Raw genomic sequence first — 22,281 nt, forward strand, 5'->3', positions numbered from 1 at the left:
TTGAGGTGGGTTAATTGCCGATTTTGACCATCATATTGGTTTGATTTGCGTTTCGGTCAGATTGAAAGCTCTGAACTGGAATATTGGACTCAGCACGCCTATTCAGCTATTGCTAATATGAGGGAAAAAGTTGGGGAAGCTACTCAACGGTGTAGCTTCGGAGAGGAGAATGTTTGAGTGGCCAATTGCCATTCAAACTGGGTGGACGTGTTGTGCCTAGGCGGGAACTGGATGCCTAGGCACGTGCAAACTCCGAGCTACCGTCAGCGCCGAGTAGGCCCCATGGTGATCATCAGGGGTGTGTTATGGCGAACAAATTTCCGAAGGCCGACAAAATCACCGTAGGTGGTTTCGAGGATCAACTTTCCACGATCGTGTTGAGCGGATCGGACCAAGAGGGTTCGGTCACAGGCTATGTTCTAACGCCATTGCCATCGACCCTCGATGTCGCGCACTCAATAGTCATCAATAGGCAGCCGGTTCGGGAACTTGCCTTCGTCGATCCGAACATTTCCGACCTGAGCACTCTGCTGCAAGGACTTCGGCCCGAGGTCGGGGCTTTTGTGCTGACCAACGATGAACCGGCGCCGCGGCAGATGGCGCGCGCGGTCGCGGGCAGGCAAGGACTCGACGCGATCCACGTCATTGCGCATGGCCGTCCAGGCGAGGTGAGCTTCGGGGCGGGGGCTCTGTCACTGGAAACGCTCAATGACCATACAGCCGACCTCGCTGAGGTCGGAGATGTGATCGGGGAACGCGGCGGACTGTTGTTGTGGAGCTGCGAGACCGGCAAGGGCGAGACCGGCGCGGCCTTCATTGCGGCACTAGCGAAAAGTGCAAAGACACTGGTCGCTGCAGCCGTCGGAAAGATTGGGGCGGCCCAGCATGGCGGCATATGGTCGCTTGATGCGCACACTGGAATCACCGCCAACGTATCGCCGATGACCGTAGCTGGCATTGCGTCGTATCCTGGCGTGCTGCCCAACAACAACGCCACTACCGGGACCGATAACATAACGCAGACCAGCAGCACCGACACGCTGACAGTGACTGCTACCAACCAGATTCAGGCGGCCGATTTCTTCGACGGGGGCAACGCCGCCGATACTATCATCATCAGTTCCACGACCGGCGCCAACATCGACTTCAGCGCTGCGGGCACTGATGCGACCCATGGCTTCCACAATTATGAAGGCCTGAGTTTCAACAACACCTCTGGGACCTCTGCGGCCTCGCTCAACGCCTCCCAGTTTGGTGCGGGCCTGATTTCAACGTCGCTCACTGTCACTGGAACCGCCTCGACGCAAGCGATTGTAATCAACAATGCCTCGAACTTCTCCGCAGCGAACTGGACCTTCACGACTTGGACCAGCGGCGCCGACACGATCACCATCAACGGGACCTCAGGCGCGGACACACTTGTCGGCAGTTCTCAGGTGGACATCATTAACGGCGGCGTCGGCAATGACACGATCACCGGTGGTGCTGGTGCTGATGTGCTCACCGGCGGTACGGGGGCAGATACATTCGTCGTTAGCGCCACTGCCCATCTCGCGGCTGGCGAGACAATCAACGGCACGGCGGAAGCGGGCACACAGGACACGCTGCGCCTCGATTTTGCGGCCACTTACAATCTCTCCACCTTCACCACTATCAGCAACATCGACCGGATCACGCTGAACCAGAACGTGGCGAACTGGAACCTCACTGTTGCAGACAGCCAAGTCTCCACCGCAGATGCCAATGGTGATGGTGTCGGTGGTGACCTGCTAATCAACGGCAGCGGCAGTTTCGTAACGATCAGCGCCGCTGGCCTCACCGGTGTCAACCGCATCACCGTCGACGGCAATGGTTTCACTGGCAACGATACGATCACAGGGGGCGCGGGCGCAGATACTATTAGCGCGGGCGCCGGCGCTGACACGATCAGTTCCGGGGCCGGCGACGACACCATCAACATAGCCAATGGAGAATTCGTCGCCGGCGAGGTGATCAATGGGGGAGTCGACTCCGGCATCGGCCCGTGTGATCAGATCGTTCTGACGAGCAGCGGAACGACCGCCGACTTTTCTGCTGGCTCTGTGTCCGGTGTCGAAACGCTCACCGGGAGTGGCGGCAACGACAACGTCACAGTTACGACCACGCAATGGACGGGATTCCGCTCGATTGACCTTGCTGGCGGCTCGGCAGACGTTCTGAACGTAGTCGCGTCGGGCGACATATCGGCAATTGCAGGCCCTGTTGTGGGATCGACTGTCGAGATCGGCAATCTTGTCGGGACCGGTAACTCCGATACGATCACACTGAAGGGCTTTCAGCTCGATACGATCATCGCTGGGACGGGTATAATTAACCTTGGCAATGGCGCCAGTGATACCATAGCCCTAACGTCCACTTCTGCTGATCTAAATACCCTTGGGGCGACCAATGCGTCGATTCAGGGCGTGGAGGCGATTTCGTTCTCTGCGGCTACAGAGGGTGTAACAGTTGACCTTTCAGGCCAGACCGAAGGCTTCACAATTACGGGCAGCCAATACGCCGACATAATTACGACTGGTTCCGGCGTTGACAACATCGATGGCGGAGCCGGCGACGACATTATTGCCCAAGGTAATGGCACGAGCAGTAATTTACTTAACGGCGGGCTTGGGGCCGATACATTCTTAGCGAATGGTGACAACCTAGGTGGTTCCGTTACTATAGATGGCACAGATGAAGCAACAACTATTGACACAGTTAAGCTAACATCGGCCGGTTTATACTCTAATTTTGGAGGCGGCGCCGTCTACACCATCAGAAATATTGATGTACTATCGCTAGCGGACAACTCACCTGGGTTTGACATCAGATTTCAGAACGACCAAGTGCTTGGAACGGCTGACGCAAACGGTGATGGGGTCAAAGGCGACTTATTGATAAACTCGTCATTAGTAATGAGCGCTGGAATAAATATTCAGGCCTCCTCCCTAACCAGCGCAAGTCGCATCATCGTGGATGGCACAAATCTTGGTGGCAACGATACCATAATCGGTGGTGCCGGAGCCGACGTGATCAGCACTGGAGCGGGTAACGATATCATCTCGGCGAATGGCGGGGCAGATACGGTCGATGGTGGAGCAGGCGATGATTTAATTCTTGTCGGCGATAGCAGTTTCGGAGCAGGCGATTCGATCGAAGGTGGAGCTGACACTGGCAGCGGATCGCGCGACATAATCTCGTTCACCGGAACCGTGGTTGATTTCTCTTTAGGCACAGTTTCGGGCGTGGAGACGCTGACAGGCAGCGGCAACAGTGAGTCGGTTTTCCTGACTGCAACACAATGGGCGGGGTTTAACTCCATAGACCTTGGCGGTGGTATTAATCGCCTGCATGTTGTCGCCGCAGGCGACATTTCGGCTCTTGGCCTCCCGACTGTCACAAACGTTGTTTCGAGCGGTCTGGAGGGAACCGCCGGCACGGACACGATTACGCTTACCGGGGCCCAGCTAGACGCAATAGCACTGACTGCGATCGGCCTCGGCGCGGGCTCCGGCGATACCATTAATCTGACGTCAACTTCTAGCAAACTGAATACGCTTGGAGACACCTCCATAAGCGGCGTGGAAGTTATCTCGGCCTCCACCGCTCTTGCCGGAGTGACGATCACGCTAAGCGGCCAGACCGAAGCCTTCATCATCACTGGTAGCGGGCAGGCCGATACGATCAGCGGCGGTGCAGGGGCCGACACGATCACCGGCGGTGCAGGGGCCGACACGCTGAGCGGCGCAGCCGGCAACGATAGCATCACGTATGACGGTTCGGACGTTTCGATCGCCGGCGGGACGGATATCGACACGCTCGTGGTCAACGGGGCGGCGACGATCAACCTGTCGTCGGCGGACCAGAGTTCCGGCGACACGGCGAATGTCACCGGCTTCGAAAATGTGGATGCCAGCGGCTCGAGCGCGGCGGTCAGCCTCACCGGTGACAGCGGCGCGAACGTTCTGACCGGCGGGTCTGGCGCCGACACGATTGTCGGCGGCGCAGGCGCCGACACGCTGAATGGCGGGTCGGGCAACGACAGCATCACCTACGACGGCTCGGACGTGTCGATCGCTGGGGGGTTGAATACCGACACGCTTGTGGTCAACGGCGCGGCGACGATCGACCTGTCGTCGGCGGACCAGAGTTCCGGCGACACAGCGATTGTCACCGGCTTCGAGAATGTGGATGCAAGCGGCTCAAGCGGGAGTGTTAGCCTCACCGGTGACAGCGGGGCGAACGTCCTGACCGGAGGCAGCAATGGTGACGAATTCGTTGGTTTCGCTGGCGCCGATACGGTCAACGGCGGACTGGGCGGCGATTATATTCGCCTGACAGCAACGTCAAATGATCTCAATAGTGCCACAAATAACCAGATAGCCAATATCGAGAATGTTACTGCGTATTTTGCCGCTACTGGTGTCACGATCAACGTTAGTAATCAAACAGAGGGGCTATTTATCGCGGGCAGCCTCACTGGCGCCGATGCGATTACAGGGGGCTCTGGCGACGATACGATTCAGGGAGCTGGCGGCGCCGACACACTGGATGGACGCGATGGCAGCGACTCCTATTATCTGCCATCTGGTGGCGATGTGGTGGCTGGGGAGACAATCAACGACACTGGATCATCAGGCACCGATACCATCTTGATTTGGGGTCCCATTAACGTGGATTTCACTGTTGCCACAATTTCCGGCATAGAGGGATTGCGCTTTTATAATTCTGGTCCTTCCACGGTAACGTTTGGCGCCGATCAGTTTCCCGGAAATCTGGCCGTTCAGGATTTGGGCGGAGCCCGTAATATAAACGTAGTAAATGCAAGTAATTTTACGGCGAACGGGTGGACATTTACCGGCTGGGGAAGTGACGACACGATTAACATCAATGGGACGGCGGGCGCCGATTTCATCACGGGAAGCTCGCGAGCCGACGCGATATCGGCAGGCGCGTCAAACGACACTATTGATGGCGGTGCAAATGCCGACACTCTGAGCGGCGGCGCAGGCAACGACACCATCACCTATGACGGCTCTGACGGTTCGGTCGCCGGCGGGGCGGATAGCGACACCCTGTTGGTTGTCGGCGCGGCGACGATTGACCTGTCGTCGGCGGACCAGAGTTCTGGCGACACGGCGAACATCACCGGCTTCGAGAACGTGGATGCAAGCGGCTCGAGCGCGGCGGTCAGCGTCAGCGGCGACAGCGGTGCGAACATCCTGACCGGCGGGGCTGCAAACGACACGCTCTCCGGCGGTGCAGGCAATGACACGATCGATGGCGGGGCCGGAACAGGCGATACGGCAGTCTTCAGTGGCGCACGCGCCGACTACACGATCTCACTTTCCGGGTCGACCTATACGGTTGTCGACAACCGTGGCGGCTCTCTGGACGGCACGGATAGTGTGACCAATGTTGAGAACTTCCAGTTCTCAACCGGGACCCTTACAGCGGGTCAGCTCGATCTTACTGCTCCAACAGTTTCGTCCGTTGCCTTTGGCACTCACGACGGAACGCTTAAGGCGGGCGAGTCGGTCGACCTGGTCGTCACGTTCAGCGAGGCCGTGAACGTCACCGGAACGCCGACACTGACTCTGAACAACGGCACGATCGCCACTCTCACCGGCGGCTCTGGAACCAACACTCTCACCTTCCACTACACGGCCGCCTCCGGCGAGGACACTTCCGACATCACGGTGACGTCGTACAATCTGACGGCCGGCGGAGCGACGGTCAGGGACACGCAAGGCAATGTGGCCACGACCGCCGGAGCGCCTACCGATCCGGGCGGCCCCGGAGATATCGAGGCGGTTGATACCGTGGCGCCGTCTGCGCCGTCGATCACCTCGGTGACGGATGACGTGTCGCCGCTGCCGAGCGGGGCGAGCACCAACGATACCGATCTGACGGTGAGGGTAAGCCTGACAGGCACCGGTGCGGTGGTGGGCAACACGGTGCAGCTCTACAACGGGACCGGGACGGGCAGCCAACTTGGCACTTCGTACACAATCACCGCAACCGACATCACGAACGGCTTTGCCAATGTCCAGACCGGGACGCTGACCGACGGCACGACCTATACAATAACGTCCCGCATCACTGACACTGCCGGCAACCAGAGCGTCGTCTCCACCAACTCGTTCACGGTTACCGAAGACACGACTGCTCCCGAAGCGCCGGTGATCACCTCGGTGACGGATGATGTGTCGCCGGTGACCGGCAGTCTAACGAGCGGCGCCCGGACCAACGACATCAACTTGACGGTGACGGTGAGCCTGAGCGGCACCAACGCAGTCGCCGGCGACACCATCCAACTTCACACGAACGCCAACTTTAACGCGCTAAGCGACGTCCACGTCCTCACTGCTGCTGAGATCACTGCTGGTTCCGTTAGCTTGGAGACTGTGGCGCTGACCGACGGCACCACTTACGCCCTAACGGCGCGGATCACCGACACAGCCGGCAACTTCAGTAACGCCTCGGGCCCGTTCACGGTGACGATCGACACGACCGCTCCGTCTGCGCCGTCAACGCCTGATCTGCTTGCCGCCGCCGATTCCGGTTCGTCGAGCACGGACAATGTCACAAACGTCACGACGCCGATATTTACCGGTGTGGCTGAGTCCGGCAGTACCGTCACAATCTTCAGCGACGGCGTGGTTGTTGGGTCGGGCCTTGCGACCAGCGGCAACTACAACATCACGACCTCGGGACTGAGCCAAGGGACTCACAGCATCACGGCGACTGCGACAGACGCGGCGGGCAATTTAAGTGCGGCTTCGAGCAATCTGTCGGTGACGATCGACACCACGGTTGCGGCCTCCATCAGCCTCGATGCCATCACGGCGGACAACGTCGTCAACGCGGCGGAAGCCGGCGGCACGGTTGCGGTGACCGGCACGGTCGGCGGCGATGTCCAGGACGGCGACACCGTCACCCTGACGATCAACGGCGCCACCTATACCGGCGCGGCGGCGAGCGGCGGCTTCAGCATCGACGTCGCCGGCTCCGACCTGGCGGCCGATGCCGACAGCAGCGTGCATGCCAGCGTCACCACCACCGATGCGGCCGGCAACAGCGCCTCGGCGAGCGACGACCAGGCCTACAGCGTCGACACCACGGTTGCGGCCTCCATCAGCCTCGATGCCATCACGGCGGACAACGTCGTCAACGCGGCGGAAGCCGGCGGCACGGTTGCGGTGACCGGCACGGTCGGCGGCGATGTCCAGGACGGCGACACCGTCACCCTGACGATCAACGGCGCCACCTATACCGGCGCGGCGGCGAGCGGCGGCTTCAGCATCGACGTCGCCGGCTCCGACCTGGCGGCCGATGCCGACAGCAGCGTGCATGCCAGCGTCACCACCACCGATGCGGCCGGCAACAGCGCCTCGGCGAGCGACGACCAGGCCTACAGCGTCGACACCACGGTTGCGGCCTCCATCAGCCTCGATGCCATCACGGCGGACAACGTCGTCAACGCGGCGGAAGCCGGCGGCACGGTTGCGGTGACCGGTACGGTCGGCGGCGATGTCCAGGACGGCGACACCGTCACCCTGACGATCAACGGCGCCACCTATACCGGCGCGGCGGCGAGCGGCGGCTTCAGCATCGACGTCGCCGGCTCCGACCTGGCGGCCGATGCCGACAGCAGCGTGCATGCCAGCGTCACCACCACCGATGCGGCCGGCAACAGCGCCTCGGCGAGCGACGACCAGGCCTACAGCGTCGACACCACGGTTGCGGCCTCCATCAGCCTCGATGCCATCACGGCGGACAACGTCGTCAACGCGGCGGAAGCCGGCGGCACGGTTGCGGTGACCGGCACGGTCGGCGGCGATGTCCAGGACGGCGACACCGTCACCCTGACGATCAACGGCGCCACCTATACCGGCGCGGCGGCGAGCGGCGGCTTCAGCATCGACGTCGCCGGCTCCGACCTGGCGGCCGATGCCGACAGCAGCGTGCATGCCAGCGTCACCACCACCGATGCGGCCGGCAACAGCGCCTCGGCGAGCGACGACCAGGCCTACAGCGTCGACACCACGGTTGCGGCCTCCATCAGCCTCGATGCCATCACGGCGGACAACGTCGTCAACGCGGCGGAAGCCGGCGGCACGGTTGCGGTGACCGGCACGGTCGGCGGCGATGTCCAGGACGGCGACACCGTCACCCTGACGATCAACGGCGCCACCTATACCGGCGCGGCGGCGAGCGGCGGCTTCAGCATCGACGTCGCCGGCTCCGACCTGGCGGCCGATGCCGACAGCAGCGTGCATGCCAGCGTCACCACCACCGATGCGGCCGGCAACAGCGCCTCGGCGAGCGACGACCAGGCCTACAGCGTCGACACCACGGTTGCGGCCTCCATCAGCCTCGATGCCATCACGGCGGACAACGTCGTCAACGCGGCGGAAGCCGGCGGCACGGTTGCGGTGACCGGTACGGTCGGCGGCGATGTCCAGGACGGCGACACCGTCACCCTGACGATCAACGGCGCCACCTATACCGGCGCGGCGGCGAGCGGCGGCTTCAGCATCGACGTCGCCGGCTCCGACCTGGCGGCCGATGCCGACAGCAGCGTGCATGCCAGCGTCACCACCACCGATGCGGCCGGCAACAGCGCCTCGGCGAGCGACGACCAGGCCTACAGCGTCGACACCACGGTTGCGGCCTCCATCAGCCTCGATGCCATCACGGCGGACAACGTCGTCAACGCGGCGGAAGCCGGCGGCACGGTTGCGGTGACCGGCACGGTCGGCGGCGATGTCCAGGACGGCGACACCGTCACCCTGACGATCAACGGCGCCACCTATACCGGCGCGGCGGCGAGCGGCGGCTTCAGCATCGACGTCGCCGGCTCCGACCTGGCGGCCGATGCCGACAGCAGCGTGCATGCCAGCGTCACCACCACCGATGCGGCCGGCAACAGCGCCTCGGCGAGCGACGACCAGGCCTACAGCGTCGACACCACGGTTGCGGCCTCCATCAGCCTCGATGCCATCACGGCGGACAACGTCGTCAACGCGGCGGAAGCCGGCGGCACGGTTGCGGTGACCGGTACGGTCGGCGGCGATGTCCAGGACGGCGACACCGTCACCCTGACGATCAACGGCGCCACCTATACCGGCGCGGCGGCGAGCGGCGGCTTCAGCATCGACGTCGCCGGCTCCGACCTGGCGGCCGATGCCGACAGCAGCGTGCATGCCAGCGTCACCACCACCGATGCGGCCGGCAACAGCGCCTCGGCGAGCGACGACCAGGCCTACAGCGTCGACACCACGGTTGCGGCCTCCATCAGCCTCGATGCCATCACGGCGGACAACGTCGTCAACGCGGCGGAAGCCGGCGGCACGGTTGCGGTGACCGGCACGGTCGGCGGCGATGTCCAGGACGGCGACACCGTCACCCTGACGATCAACGGCGCCACCTATACCGGCGCGGCGGCGAGCGGCGGCTTCAGCATCGACGTCGCCGGCTCCGACCTGGCGGCCGATGCCGACAGCAGCGTGCATGCCAGCGTCACCACCACCGATGCGGCCGGCAACAGCGCCTCGGCGAGCGACGACCAGGCCTACAGCGTCGACACCACGGTTGCGGCCTCCATCAGCCTCGATGCCATCACGGCGGACAACGTCGTCAACGCGGCGGAAGCCGGCGGCACGGTTGCGGTGACCGGCACGGTCGGCGGCGATGTCCAGGACGGCGACACCGTCACCCTGACAATCAACGGCGCCACCTATACCGGCGCGGCGGCGAGCGGCGGCTTCAGCATCGACGTCGCCGGCTCCGACCTGGCGGCCGATGCCGACAGCAGCGTGCATGCCAGCGTCACCACCACCGATGCGGCCGGCAACAGCGCCTCGGCGAGCGACGACCAGGCCTACAGCGTCGACACCACGGTTGCGGCCTCCATCAGCCTCGATGCCATCACGGCGGACAACGTCGTCAACGCGGCGGAAGCCGGCGGCACGGTTGCGGTGACCGGCACGGTCGGCGGCGATGTCCAGGACGGCGACACCGTCACCCTGACGATCAACGGCGCCACCTATACCGGCGCGGCGGCGAGCGGCGGCTTCAGCATCGACGTCGCCGGCTCCGACCTGGCGGCCGATGCCGACAGCAGCGTGCATGCCAGCGTCACCACCACCGATGCGGCCGGCAACAGCGCCTCGGCGAGCGACGACCAGGCCTACAGCGTCGACACCACGGTTGCGGCCTCCATCAGCCTCGATGCCATCACGGCGGACAACGTCGTCAACGCGGCGGAAGCCGGCGGCACGGTTGCGGTGACCGGTACGGTCGGCGGCGATGTCCAGGACGGCGACACCGTCACCCTGACGATCAACGGCGCCACCTATACCGGCGCGGCGGCGAGCGGCGGCTTCAGCATCGACGTCGCCGGCTCCGACCTGGCGGCCGATGCCGACAGCAGCGTGCATGCCAGCGTCACCACCACCGATGCGGCCGGCAACAGCGCCTCGGCGAGCGACGACCAGGCCTACAGCGTCGACACCACGGTTGCGGCCTCCATCAGCCTCGATGCCATCACGGCGGACAACGTCGTCAACGCGGCGGAAGCCGGCGGCACGGTTGCGGTGACCGGCACGGTCGGCGGCGATGTCCAGGACGGCGACACCGTCACCCTGACGATCAACGGCGCCACCTATACCGGCGCGGCGGCGAGCGGCGGCTTCAGCATCGACGTCGCCGGCTCCGACCTGGCGGCCGATGCCGACAGCAGCGTGCATGCCAGCGTCACCACCACCGATGCGGCCGGCAACAGCGCCTCGGCGAGCGACGACCAGGCCTACAGCGTCGACACCACGGTTGCGGCCTCCATCAGCCTCGATGCCATCACGGCGGACAACGTCGTCAACGCGGCGGAAGCCGGCGGCACGGTTGCGGTGACCGGCACGGTCGGCGGCGATGTCCAGGACGGCGACACCGTCACCCTGACAATCAACGGCGCCACCTATACCGGCGCGGCGGCGAGCGGCGGCTTCAGCATCGACGTCGCCGGCTCCGACCTGGCGGCCGATGCCGACAGCAGCGTGCATGCCAGCGTCACCACCACCGATGCGGCCGGCAACAGCGCCTCGGCGAGCGACGACCAGGCCTACAGCGTCGACACCACGGTTGCGGCCTCCATCAGCCTCGATGCCATCACGGCGGACAACGTCGTCAACGCGGCGGAAGCCGGCGGCACGGTTGCGGTGACCGGCACGGTCGGCGGCGATGTCCAGGACGGCGACACCGTCACCCTGACGATCAACGGCGCCACCTATACCGGCGCGGCGGCGAGCGGCGGCTTCAGCATCGACGTCGCCGGCTCCGACCTGGCGGCCGATGCCGACAGCAGCGTGCATGCCAGCGTCACCACCACCGATGCGGCCGGCAACAGCGCCTCGGCGAGCGACGACCAGGCCTACAGCGTCGACACCACGGTTGCGGCCTCCATCAGCCTCGATGCCATCACGGCGGACAACGTCGTCAACGCGGCGGAAGCCGGCGGCACGGTTGCGGTGACCGGCACGGTCGGCGGCGATGTCCAGGACGGCGACACCGTCACCCTGACGATCAACGGCGCCACCTATACCGGCGCGGCGGCGAGCGGCGGCTTCAGCATCGACGTCGCCGGCTCCGACCTGGCGGCCGATGCCGACAGCAGCGTGCATGCCAGCGTCACCACCACCGATGCGGCCGGCAACAGCGCCTCGGCGAGCGACGACCAGGCCTACAGCGTCGACACCACGGTTGCGGCCTCCATCAGCCTCGATGCCATCACGGCGGACAACGTCGTCAACGCGGCGGAAGCCGGCGGCACGGTTGCGGTGACCGGCACGGTCGGCGGCGATGTCCAGGACGGCGACACCGTCACCCTGACGATCAACGGCGCCACCTATACCGGCGCGGCGGCGAGCGGCGGCTTCAGCATCGACGTCGCCGGCTCCGACCTGGCGGCCGATGCCGACAGCAGCGTGCATGCCAGCGTCACCACCACCGATGCGGCCGGCAACAGCGCCTCGGCGAGCGACGACCAGGCCTACAGCGTCGACACCACGGTTGCGGCCTCCATCAGCCTCGATGCCATCACGGCGGACAACGTCGTCAACGCGGCGGAAGCCGGCGGCACGGTTGCGGTGACCGGCACGGTCGGCGGCGATGTCCAGGACGGCGACACCGTCACCCTGACGATCAACGGCGCCACCTATACCGGCGCGGCGGCGAGCGGCGGCTTCAGCATCGACGTCGCCGGCTCCGACCTGGCGGCCGATGCCGACAGCAGCGTGCATGCCAGCGTCACCACCACCGATGCGGCCGGCAACAGCGCCTCGGCGAGCGACGACCAGGCCTACAGCGTCGACACCACGGTTGCGGCCTCCATCAGCCTCGATGCCATCACGGCGGACAACGTCGTCAACGCGGCGGAAGCCGGCGGCACGGTTGCGGTGACCGGCACGGTCGGCGGCGATGTCCAGGACGGCGACACCGTCACCCTGACGATCAACGGCGCCACCTATACCGGCGCGGCGGCGAGCGGCGGCTTCAGCATCGACGTCGCCGGCTCCGACCTGGCGGCCGATGCCGACAGCAGCGTGCATGCCAGCGTCACCACCACCGATGCGGCCGGCAACAGCGCCTCGGCGAGCGACGACCAGGCCTACAGCGTCGACACCACGGTTGCGGCCTCCATTAGCCTCGATGCCATCACGGCGGACAACGTCGTCAACGCGGCGGAAGCCGGCGGCACGGTTGCGGTGACCGGCACGGTCGGCGGCGATGTCCAGGACGGCGACACCGTCACCCTGACGATCAACGGCGCCACCTATACCGGCGCGGCGGCGAGCGGCGGCTTCAGCATCGACGTCGCCGGCTCCGACCTGGCGGCCGATGCCGACAGCAGCGTGCATGCCAGCGTCACCACCACCGATGCGGCCGGCAACAGCGCCTCGGCGAGCGACGACCAGGCCTACAGCGTCGACACCACGGTTGCGGCCTCCATCAGCCTCGATGCCATCACGGCGGACAACGTCGTCAACGCGGCGGAAGCCGGCGGCACGGTTGCGGTGACCGGCACGGTCGGCGGCGATGTCCAGGACGGCGACACCGTCACCCTGACGATCAACGGCGCCACCTATACCGGCGCGGCGGCGAGCGGCGGCTTCAGCATCGACGTCGCCGGCTCCGACCTGGCGGCCGATGCCGACAGCAGCGTGCATGCCAGCGTCACCACCACCGATGCGGCCGGCAACAGCGCCTCGGCGAGCGACGACCAGGCCTACAGCGTCGACACCACGGTTGCGGCCTCCATCAGCCTCGATGCCATCACGGCGGACAACGTCGTCAACGCGGCGGAAGCCGGCGGCACGGTTGCGGTGACCGGCACGGTCGGCGGCGATGTCCAGGACGGCGACACCGTCACCCTGACGATCAACGGCGCCACCTATACCGGCGCGGCGGCGAGCGGCGGCTTCAGCATCGACGTCGCCGGCTCCGACCTGGCGGCCGATGCCGACAGCAGCGTGCATGCCAGCGTCACCACCACCGATGCGGCCGGCAACAGCGCCTCGGCGAGCGACGACCAGGCCTACAGCGTCGACACCACGGTTGCGGCCTCCATCAGCCTCGATGCCATCACGGCGGACAACGTCGTCAACGCGGCGGAAGCCGGCGGCACGGTTGCGGTGACCGGTACGGTCGGCGGCGATGTCCAGGACGGCGACACCGTCACCCTGACAATCAACGGCGCCACCTATACCGGCGCGGCGGCGAGCGGCGGCTTCAGCATCGACGTCGCCGGCTCCGACCTGGCGGCCGATGCCGACAGCAGCGTGCATGCCAGCGTCACCACCACCGATGCGGCCGGCAACAGCGCCTCGGCGAGCGACGACCAGGCCTACAGCGTCGACACCACGGTTGCGGCCTCCATCAGCCTCGATGCCATCACGGCGGACAACGTCGTCAACGCGGCGGAAGCCGGCGGCACGGTTGCGGTGACCGGCACGGTCGGCGGCGATGTCCAGGACGGCGACACCGTCACCCTGACGATCAACGGCGCCACCTATACCGGCGCGGCGGCGAGCGGCGGCTTCAGCATCGACGTCGCCGGCTCCGACCTGGCGGCCGATGCCGACAGCAGCGTGCATGCCAGCGTCACCACCACCGATGCGGCCGGCAACAGCGCCTCGGCGAGCGACGACCAGGCCTACAGCGTCGACACCGTTGCGCCTTCGGCGTCGATTACTTCGGTCAGCGATAACGTGCCCCTCGTAACCGGATCTGTCTCCGACAATGGCAGCTCCAATGACCCGACCTTGACAATCAGCGGCGCGGCAGAATCCGGCAGCACCGTCACGATCTACGACACGAACGGAACGACCGTGATCGGCACTACTGTAGCTACCGGCGGTGCCTATACGCTCACCACCTCCACACTGACGGATGGCCCGCATACACTGACGGCCGAAGCAACTGACAGTGCCGGGAATCAGAGCACCGCGTCGACGGCGTTCCACGTCACCATCGACACCACTGCGCCTGCCACGCCGACGGGCCTCGACCTGGCGGCGGCCGACGATACCGGCCCGAGCTCCACTGACAACATCACTAAGAATGGCTCTGGACTGACCATCAGTGGCTCCGGCGAAAATGGTGCGACGGTCACGCTTTTCGATGACGTCAACAATAACGGCGTAGTCGATGGTGGTGAGAGTCTGGGCGCTACAACGGTGAGCAGCGGAACGTTCAGCCTGGACATTTCCCTTGCGCAGGGTACGCACAATGTGCGGGCGGTGCAGACTGACGTAGCCGGCAACCAGAGTGTGGCCTCGACGTCCAATGCACTCTCGATAACAGTCGATACGACGGTGCCGGGTGCGCCGACGATCGCCACGGTGAACGACAACGTAGCACCGGTGACCGGGCCGGTTTCGGACAATGGCAGCTCAAACGACACGACGCTAACGCTAAGCGGTACGGCAGAGGCCGGCAGCACCGTCACTATCTACGATACCAACGGCACCACGGTGCTCGGCACCGGTGTGGCGACCGGGGGAAACTACACGATCACCACCTCCGCGCTTGGCCTGGGCGCTCATACACTGACCGCCAAGGCGACGGATGTAGCCGGCAACCAGGGCGGAGCGTCGACGGCGTTCCACGTCACTATCGACACCACTGCGCCTGCCACGCCGACGGGCCTCGACCTGGCGGCGGCCGACGATACCGGCCCGAGCTCCACTGACAACATCACTAAGAATGCCTCCGGACTGACCATCAGTGGCTCCGGCGAAAATGGTGCGACGGTCACGCTTTTCGATGACGTCAACAATAACGGCGTAGTCGATGGTGGTGAGAGTCTGGGCGCTACAACGGTGAGCAGCGGAACGTTCAGCCTGGACATTTCCCTTGCGCAGGGTACGCACAATGTGCGGGCGGTGCAGACTGACGTAGCCGGCAACCAGAGTGTGGCCTCGACGTCCAATGCACTCTCGATAACAGTCGATACGACGGTGCCGGGTGCGCCGACGATCGCCACGGTGAACGACAACGTAGCACCGGTGACCGGGCCGGTTTCGGACAATGGCAGCTCAAACGACACGACGCTAACGCTAAGCGGTACGGCAGAGGCCGGCAGCACCGTCACTATCTACGATACCAACGGCACCACGGTGCTCGGCACCGGTGTGGCGACCGGGGGAAACTACACGATCACCACCTCCGCGCTTGGCGAGGGCGGTCATACGCTGACCGCCAAGGCGATGGATGTAGCCGGCAACCAGGGCGGAGCGTCGACGGCGTTCCACGTCACTATCGACACCACTGCGCCTGCCACGCCGGGCGTCCCCGACCTGGCCAGCAGCTCCGATACTGGCACTTCGGACACCGACAATCTAACGACCGACAACACGCCGACATTCACCGGGACCGGCGTCAACGGCACCACCGTGACGCTCTATGACGGGACCAGTGCGGTTGGGTCGGCCGTGGTGGCTGGCGGCTCATACCAGATCACCACCTCGACCTTGCCCAACGGCGTCCGTTCGATCACGGCCAAAGCCTCCGATGCCGCTGGCAACATCAGCGCAGCCTCGGGTTCCCTGGCTGTCAATATCGTGGCCGCGCCGATATTCACGTCGGCGTCGAGTGTCAGTTTCCTGGAAAATGGCACCGGGACCGTAGTTGACGTCAACGCCACTGCAACGCCGTCGCCAACTTATTCGCTGGCGGGTGGCGCTGACGACTGGATGTTCAACATCAACGCCAGCACCGGCATCGTCACGTTCAAGCTTGCTCCGGATTTCGAGAGTTCGCATGACGATAGCGCCAGCAATCAGTACAATCTCGTCGTGCAGGCCAGCAATTCCGCGGGAAGTACGACGCAAGCCATAACCGTGTCGGTAACTAACGACAACGATCTGTCGGCGCCGGTCGACGGCAACGGCAGTGCAAATTCGCTAAACGGAGGCAACGGCAACGACTGGCTGCGCGGTTTAGGCGGCAATGATACTTTGAACGGCAAAAACGGCCACGATCTGCTCGATGGCGGCGCCGGCGCCGACGCCATGGATGGCGGCAATGGCAATGACGTATTCGTAGTCGACAATGCCGGCGACCAGACCATGGAATCAAACAACGGCGGAACCGACGAGGTACGCGCGTCGGTCACCTACACGCTTGCCAACAACGTTGAAAACCTCGTGCTGACCGGGAGCGGTAATATTTCCGGCACCGGCAACAGCGACGCCAACATCATCGTCGGTAATTCCGGCAACAACACCTTGACCGGCGCCGATGGCAACGACAGCCTAGCAGGCGGAGCCGGCGCAGACACCCTGCTCGGCGGTGCCGGCCAGGATTTCCTTCTCGGCGGCACAGGAAACGATATACTACTGGACGGTGGTAGCGGCAATGACACGATCAATGGCGGACCCGGCAACGACACCCTGACCGGCGGAACTGGCAACGACATATTTGTCTTCAACACGGCCCCCAACGGCGCAACCAATCTCGACATCGTGACCGACTTCACCCATGGCAATGATAGCTTCCAGCTCGAGAACGCAGTCTTTACGAAGTTGGCTGCTGTTGGGCCGCTCAACGCGGACTTCTTCTTCGTCGGAGGCGCCGCGCACGACGCCAACGACTACATAGTCTACGACCAGGCGTCAGGCGCGCTGTACTACGATCCGGACGGCAACGGTGCCGGCGCCGCGATCCAGTTCGCAACGCTCAACAACCACCCCTTGCTCTCGGCAAGCGATTTCGGGTTGACCTAAAGGTCTGAAGCGCCGTGACGACGATACGCCGTGCTCAATGGAGAGACGCATGTCTGCGTGCTCGACTGCAAGGGAGCAGCCATCACGAAGCGATGATATTTCGACGGCTGAGGCGACCACTGCTTCGCTGGCGATGGCGCCCGATTGCCGGAGGATCGTGTTCGAAACGGGTCGCATGGTTCCGATGCTATACTCCTGCTTGCGTGAACGTGGCTTGCCCGTCGCCTGCATCGAGAGCCAGCAGGGCATATCGGGCAAGACTGACCGCAACGATGTCATTGGTCTGGCTCATCGCCGGTTTGGATAACGCTTCTACCAAAGCAGCCGATGACGAAACTGTCCGGGACGTGGTTGCCCAATCATCCAAGCGGACACGACGTCCACTTCGTCTGACTATTTGACCGATGAATGATGGGCGGGCACCCCCGCTTACAGTGCGGCCGATGTACGAGACGAGGGGCCGGTCTATCGCTCCCGGAAGGCACGTTGGAACGAATCCACCAGCGGCTTAGTAAGATAGGCCAGAAACGTGCGTTCGCCGGTTGAAATGAATGTTTCGACCGGCATGCCTGGATAGATCTGCTCGGGCTTGACCTGCGGTGGCAGCTTGTCGGCCATTTTCAGCCGGACGGTGAAGTAAGGCAGTCCCGTGCTGGGTGTTATCAGCCGGTCCGCCGAAATGTAGAACACCTTTCCGGGCACTTTCGGCGTCGTGCGCGCATTGAGCGCTGTGAACATCATATTCGCGTCCTGCCCTATCCGGATAGAGTCGATGTCTTCAGGCTTGATCTTTGCCTCGATGATCAGCTCGTTCGTGGTCGGCAGAAGCTCCATAGCGACCTCGCCTGGTCGGATGACGCTGCCTTCGGAATTGTAGAGCGATCGAACGATGATCCCGTCCACCGGTGCCCGGATGATCGTCCGGTCCAGGACCGATCGAGCAGCGTTGATTTGTTCCTCGAGGTCCGCGACCTGTGCCCGGGCTTTGTTCAGTTCCGTGACGGCATCCTCGACCCGGCTGGTTGTAAGCCTTTCAATCTGCTGACGCGCTTCCACCGTCTGGGTCGCCGAACTAGCGATCTGCGCTTCCAGAGATCCCGCCTGGCCCACCAGCTCGGCAGTGCTGCGCAGGAGATCAGTATATTCGGAACGATTCGTGAGTCCTTTTTTCAGAAGCTCTTTTTTTCTTTCCGTCTCCTCGTTGACGATCGCAAGCTGATTTTCCGCTGCCTTCTTCTGAGCCTTTAACCCGACAACGGCGTCCTGAAGGGCTGCCACCCTTTGTTTCAGAATCTCCTGTTCCGCGCCATAACGCGCCAACCGCGCCTGAAATTCCTTGTTTTGTTCTCCGAAGACACCGCTATATTCGGAGGCGCCTGAATAGGCTCCGAGGTCACTGGACAAAACAATTTTATCGAGGCCGTCGCGCTCCGCTTCGAGCCGAGACATTTCAGCTTTTTGTGCAACCCACTGCTTGAGAACGCGGTTGAGCTGGGACTGCGCCACCGTCGGATCGAGCACGATCAGGGCCTGGCCTCTCAAGACCCTGTCACCCTCGCGAACTCTAATGCTGCCGACAACACCTCCTTCGAGGTGCTGAATCATGACATTCTGCCCTGCTGCTGCGACCACACCCGGCGCGATCGTTGCTCCGGCAATTGGTGCAGTGGCTGCCCAGAACCCGAAGCCGAGCACGAAAACGGCCACACTTGCATATCCCGCCAGCGTGATCCGATCCGTGCGTGTATCGATGTTGCGCTGCCAGCGATACGTCTTGGCGCCCGTCTGAATGGGTTGGCTAGGAACCGTCATTTACGACCTTTACCTCCACGCGAGCCGCTGATGGGAAAGGCACCACTCCTTCGTTGTCACGCGCCTGAGTGGCCGCGGCCGCCGCCGCTTGGCCCCGTCGCTGGGCAAGTTGGTCGAGCACGTCCTTGGTCAAACCGTAGATCTCGACCTGGCCATTGCGCAGCATGAGTATGCGATCGCATTTGGAAGCGAGGGAGGGACGGTGGGTTATGACGAGCACGGTCGTTTTTCGTGAACGCGCCTGGATGATCGCCCGCTCGAGTGCGGCTTCGCCGTCGGAATCAAGATTCGCATTGGGCTCGTCGAGAACCAGGACCTTGGGATCGCCATAAAAAGCGCGTGCGAGCCCAATGCGCTGACGCTCGCCACCCGAGAGGCGAACGCCGGTCGGGCCGATCACCGTCGAATATCCGTCCCTCTGACCCAGGATAAGCTCATGCACCTGCGCCTGCTGGGCTGCTTGAACCAATTTCTCATCAGGCGCATTTGGCTCAAAACGTGCGATGTTCTGGCCGATGGTCCCTGGGAAAAGTTCCACATCCTGCGGAAGATAGCCAATATGACGGCCGAGTTCCTCCGGATCCCAGTTTCGAATATCCCCGCCATCGAGACGGATCACCCCGGAGCGGGGCTCAATGGCACCGACTATGAGGCGCGCCAGAGTCGACTTGCCGGCCTGGCTTGGCCCAACGATCGCAACTGTTTCGCCGGCGGGCACATCAAAGGTCAAGCGCTTTATCAGCGGCAGAGCGCCGTCGGCAGACCCTGGAAGATAGTAGACAATTTGATCTGCGCTCAACGCCCCTGCAGGTGTTGGCAATGCAACATTTTCCTTTGGTCCGGACCGCGATTGGACACTTGAAAGCCGCTTCCATGCGAGATTGGCGTCGATGATTTGGCGCCAACTTCCAATGATCTGATCAAGCGGCTGGAGAGCGCGCGCCGAAATCATCGACGACGCAAATATCATACCGGCGGTCATCTCGTTGTGCAGAACCAGATAAGCGCCGACACCCAATATCGCGATTTGCAGCACCGATCGTGTGGTGCGAGACACACCGCCATAAAATGCGTTGGTGCGAGCAAGCCCATCCGAGGCCTGCAGAGAGCCGGAGAAACGGGTCCCCCAGAACTCAATGGCGTTGGATACCATGCCGAGTGCACGGACCGTTTCGAAGTTTCGCGCGAAGGCCTGCGCCGAATTCATTGAGGCGCCAAGATTCTCCGCCGCCTCCTTGCCAGGTCGCGAACTGGCGATCTGGTTCAGCACTGCGATGGAAACCATGAGAACCGCTCCGACGACCGTTACCAGGAAGAGCAACGGGTGGATGAAATAAAGCAGGCCCACGAAGATGGGCCCAAAAGGGAGGTCGAATAGAAAGAAGATGGTTCGCGAAGCGATGAACCCACGCAGGGTTGCCAAGTCGCGCAGGGCCTGGACGTCGCCGAGCCCGGCGCGTGGGCCGCTCATTGCCGCAAGAAAGGACGACGCACCCAGAGCGACATCGAGCCGCGCGGCGAGTCGGCTCGCATATATCCCCCGCACGACTTCGAGCACTCCGAAGAGCAAGAGCGACGAGAGCGCAAGCAAGGTCAGGTAGGTGAGAGTATCCAGATTGGCGGCGGGCAAAACGCGGTCATAGACCTGCAGCATGTAGAGGGGCAGAATTAACGTCAGGGTGTTCATCACCGCCGAGAAGAGGCCCATTTCGACCACGCTCCTGGATAACACCTTTCTGTTTGTAGAACTGGACATCCCCGAAATTGCCCCCCCGGACAAATGATCATATTAGACACTCTTTATATACCGATTGAGATTGTCGCGCTATCGTTGTGATTCTTTAATCGACATAGCAACGACCGCCGGTGCTAGCCCGATACGTCGCGTTTGGTAGACCTTCGGTCGGCATGTGTCTGGCTGCATCGCGGGGCCAATGCATGCCTGCGCTATGTGCCCGTCGACGGCCCTCCATCACTTAAACTCGAAGCCCCTCTCCTCGAAAAAACTCTCGTGCCGTTTCATCGAACTGACCATCGGCAATTGCATCGAGGTCCAGATGGCCACCCCCACGGCTGCCTGAAGATCACGCACTAGGGTAAGCTTCTCCACCGCCCATCCGAGGCTGGGAAAGAGCTGTCCGCGCTTGAACTTCTTGCCGAGCTTGCGCCAGGTCGAATACACTGCGAACCGCACTCGTGGTGGCAAAGCCCGGTTCATGAGCTTTGCAAACTCGATGGCCGCACCCGGTCCATTGCGCGGGTCGTCGTCTGTCGACGGAGGCATCAACCGCTCATCCAGAGCCGCCTGAAGAATGAAGACATGCCGATGGTCAATAGTGTCCTGCGTCTGCTTGGCGCTTTCCTTATCGAAAGGCCCGATGATGCGTGCGCCGCTCTCGTCGTCGAGGACGATGTCGTCGGGGTGCGGCAACTTGTGAAGGAAATTGGTGCCGCGCGTGCTCATGAGGCCACAAGCTGCGGTCGGACCTTAGGTTCCCTACGGAAGCGGATCACAGTGAGGCGGCTAACACGTTACGGTGAAAGCGTCGCCGGCATTTTGGGGTAAAGAAGTGATGACTCGCCTTTCATCGCCGAAGAGCTTGAGAGCGGCGGACCGGCTGAGGCTGCGGAAATGGAGGAAATGCGTCGGGTCCGCTGCCGGAGAGACAGCGGACTCAAACTAGGGCCAAGAGGGGCAAGGCCCTTTATGATCCCTATGCGGGGATCGTGCTGATAACACCGGGCTGGTACAAACGTTCCGTCGGCTGAAAGATATATCCGGGGGGCCATCGGACCGGCTTGTCGGTCACAAGATCCTAGAAATCCCGGAACACCTGCGGTGATGTGCGGTCGACCGACTCCGCCCCCGCGTCTACGGCTTCTGACGATTGCCTGAATATCAAGCGAACGACTATTCCGACGTACCCAACCTGCAGGATGACTAGGGCAAGGATTGTCCAGCCCAGCGCCGTCCAGATGGATCCGGTTGCAAGGTAAGCCCAGATTGCGACCGTGGTCGCCGTGGCAGACATTCCCACCAGAAATTGCGGAAAATACATGATTGCCCAGCACCCAACATTTTTGGTTAGGCGGCTTTCAAATCAGCCATAAAGACCCGCCGCTCCATTTGCGAAACGGCGGGGCCCCCGATTACCCCCGATTTGCC

Annotated in this window: 5 protein-coding genes; 1 reads left to right on the forward strand and 4 read right to left on the reverse strand. The window is 63.2% G+C overall.

The window, feature by feature from the left end:
• The first annotated feature begins 305 nt into the window (after window positions 1-305).
• Window positions 306-17,303, forward strand: a complete 16,998-nt coding sequence (locus tag AC1RZR_RS32775) for an Ig-like domain-containing protein (protein ID WP_481827233.1) — start codon at window positions 306-308, stop codon at window positions 17,301-17,303.
• Between the two features lie 465 nt (window positions 17,304-17,768).
• Here the strand turns inward: AC1RZR_RS32775 and AC1RZR_RS32780 are convergent, their stop codons facing one another.
• The 4 genes from AC1RZR_RS32780 to AC1RZR_RS32795 form a co-directional block, all read right to left on the reverse strand.
• Window positions 17,769-19,115, reverse strand: a complete 1,347-nt coding sequence (locus AC1RZR_RS32780; protein ID WP_481827234.1) for an HlyD family type I secretion periplasmic adaptor subunit — start codon at window positions 19,113-19,115, stop codon at window positions 17,769-17,771.
• The gene (locus tag AC1RZR_RS32785; protein WP_481827235.1) at window positions 19,102-20,871 is read right to left on the reverse strand and encodes a type I secretion system permease/ATPase; all 1,770 of its coding nucleotides are present in this window, start codon (window positions 20,869-20,871) and stop codon (window positions 19,102-19,104) included. The genes AC1RZR_RS32780 and AC1RZR_RS32785 overlap by 14 nt, the downstream gene beginning before the upstream one ends.
• 216 nt (window positions 20,872-21,087) lie before the next feature.
• Window positions 21,088-21,579, reverse strand: coding sequence for a hypothetical protein (locus AC1RZR_RS32790; RefSeq protein ID WP_481827236.1), 492 nt, complete (start codon window positions 21,577-21,579; stop codon window positions 21,088-21,090).
• A gap of 352 nt (window positions 21,580-21,931) precedes the next feature.
• On the reverse strand, window positions 21,932-22,174 hold the full coding sequence (locus AC1RZR_RS32795; protein WP_481827237.1) for an exopolysaccharide production repressor protein: 243 nt from the start codon (window positions 22,172-22,174) through the stop codon (window positions 21,932-21,934).
• Window positions 22,175-22,281 lie beyond the last annotated feature (107 nt).

This window comes from Mesorhizobium bavaricum (genome assembly GCF_056781655.1).

What these genes read in the sequence shown, in the direction of transcription:
- AC1RZR_RS32785 (WP_481827235.1), bottom strand. Translation starts at nt 20,871, where the DNA reads ATGTCCAGTTCTACAAACAGAAAGGTGTTATCCAGGAGCGTGGTCGAA.
- AC1RZR_RS32790 (WP_481827236.1), bottom strand. Translation starts at nt 21,579, where the DNA reads ATGAGCACGCGCGGCACCAATTTCCTTCACAAGTTGCCGCACCCCGAC.
- AC1RZR_RS32795 (WP_481827237.1), bottom strand. Translation starts at nt 22,174, where the DNA reads ATGTATTTTCCGCAATTTCTGGTGGGAATGTCTGCCACGGCGACCACG.
- AC1RZR_RS32780 (WP_481827234.1), bottom strand. Translation starts at nt 19,115, where the DNA reads ATGACGGTTCCTAGCCAACCCATTCAGACGGGCGCCAAGACGTATCGC.
- AC1RZR_RS32775 (WP_481827233.1), top strand. Translation starts at nt 306, where the DNA reads ATGGCGAACAAATTTCCGAAGGCCGACAAAATCACCGTAGGTGGTTTC.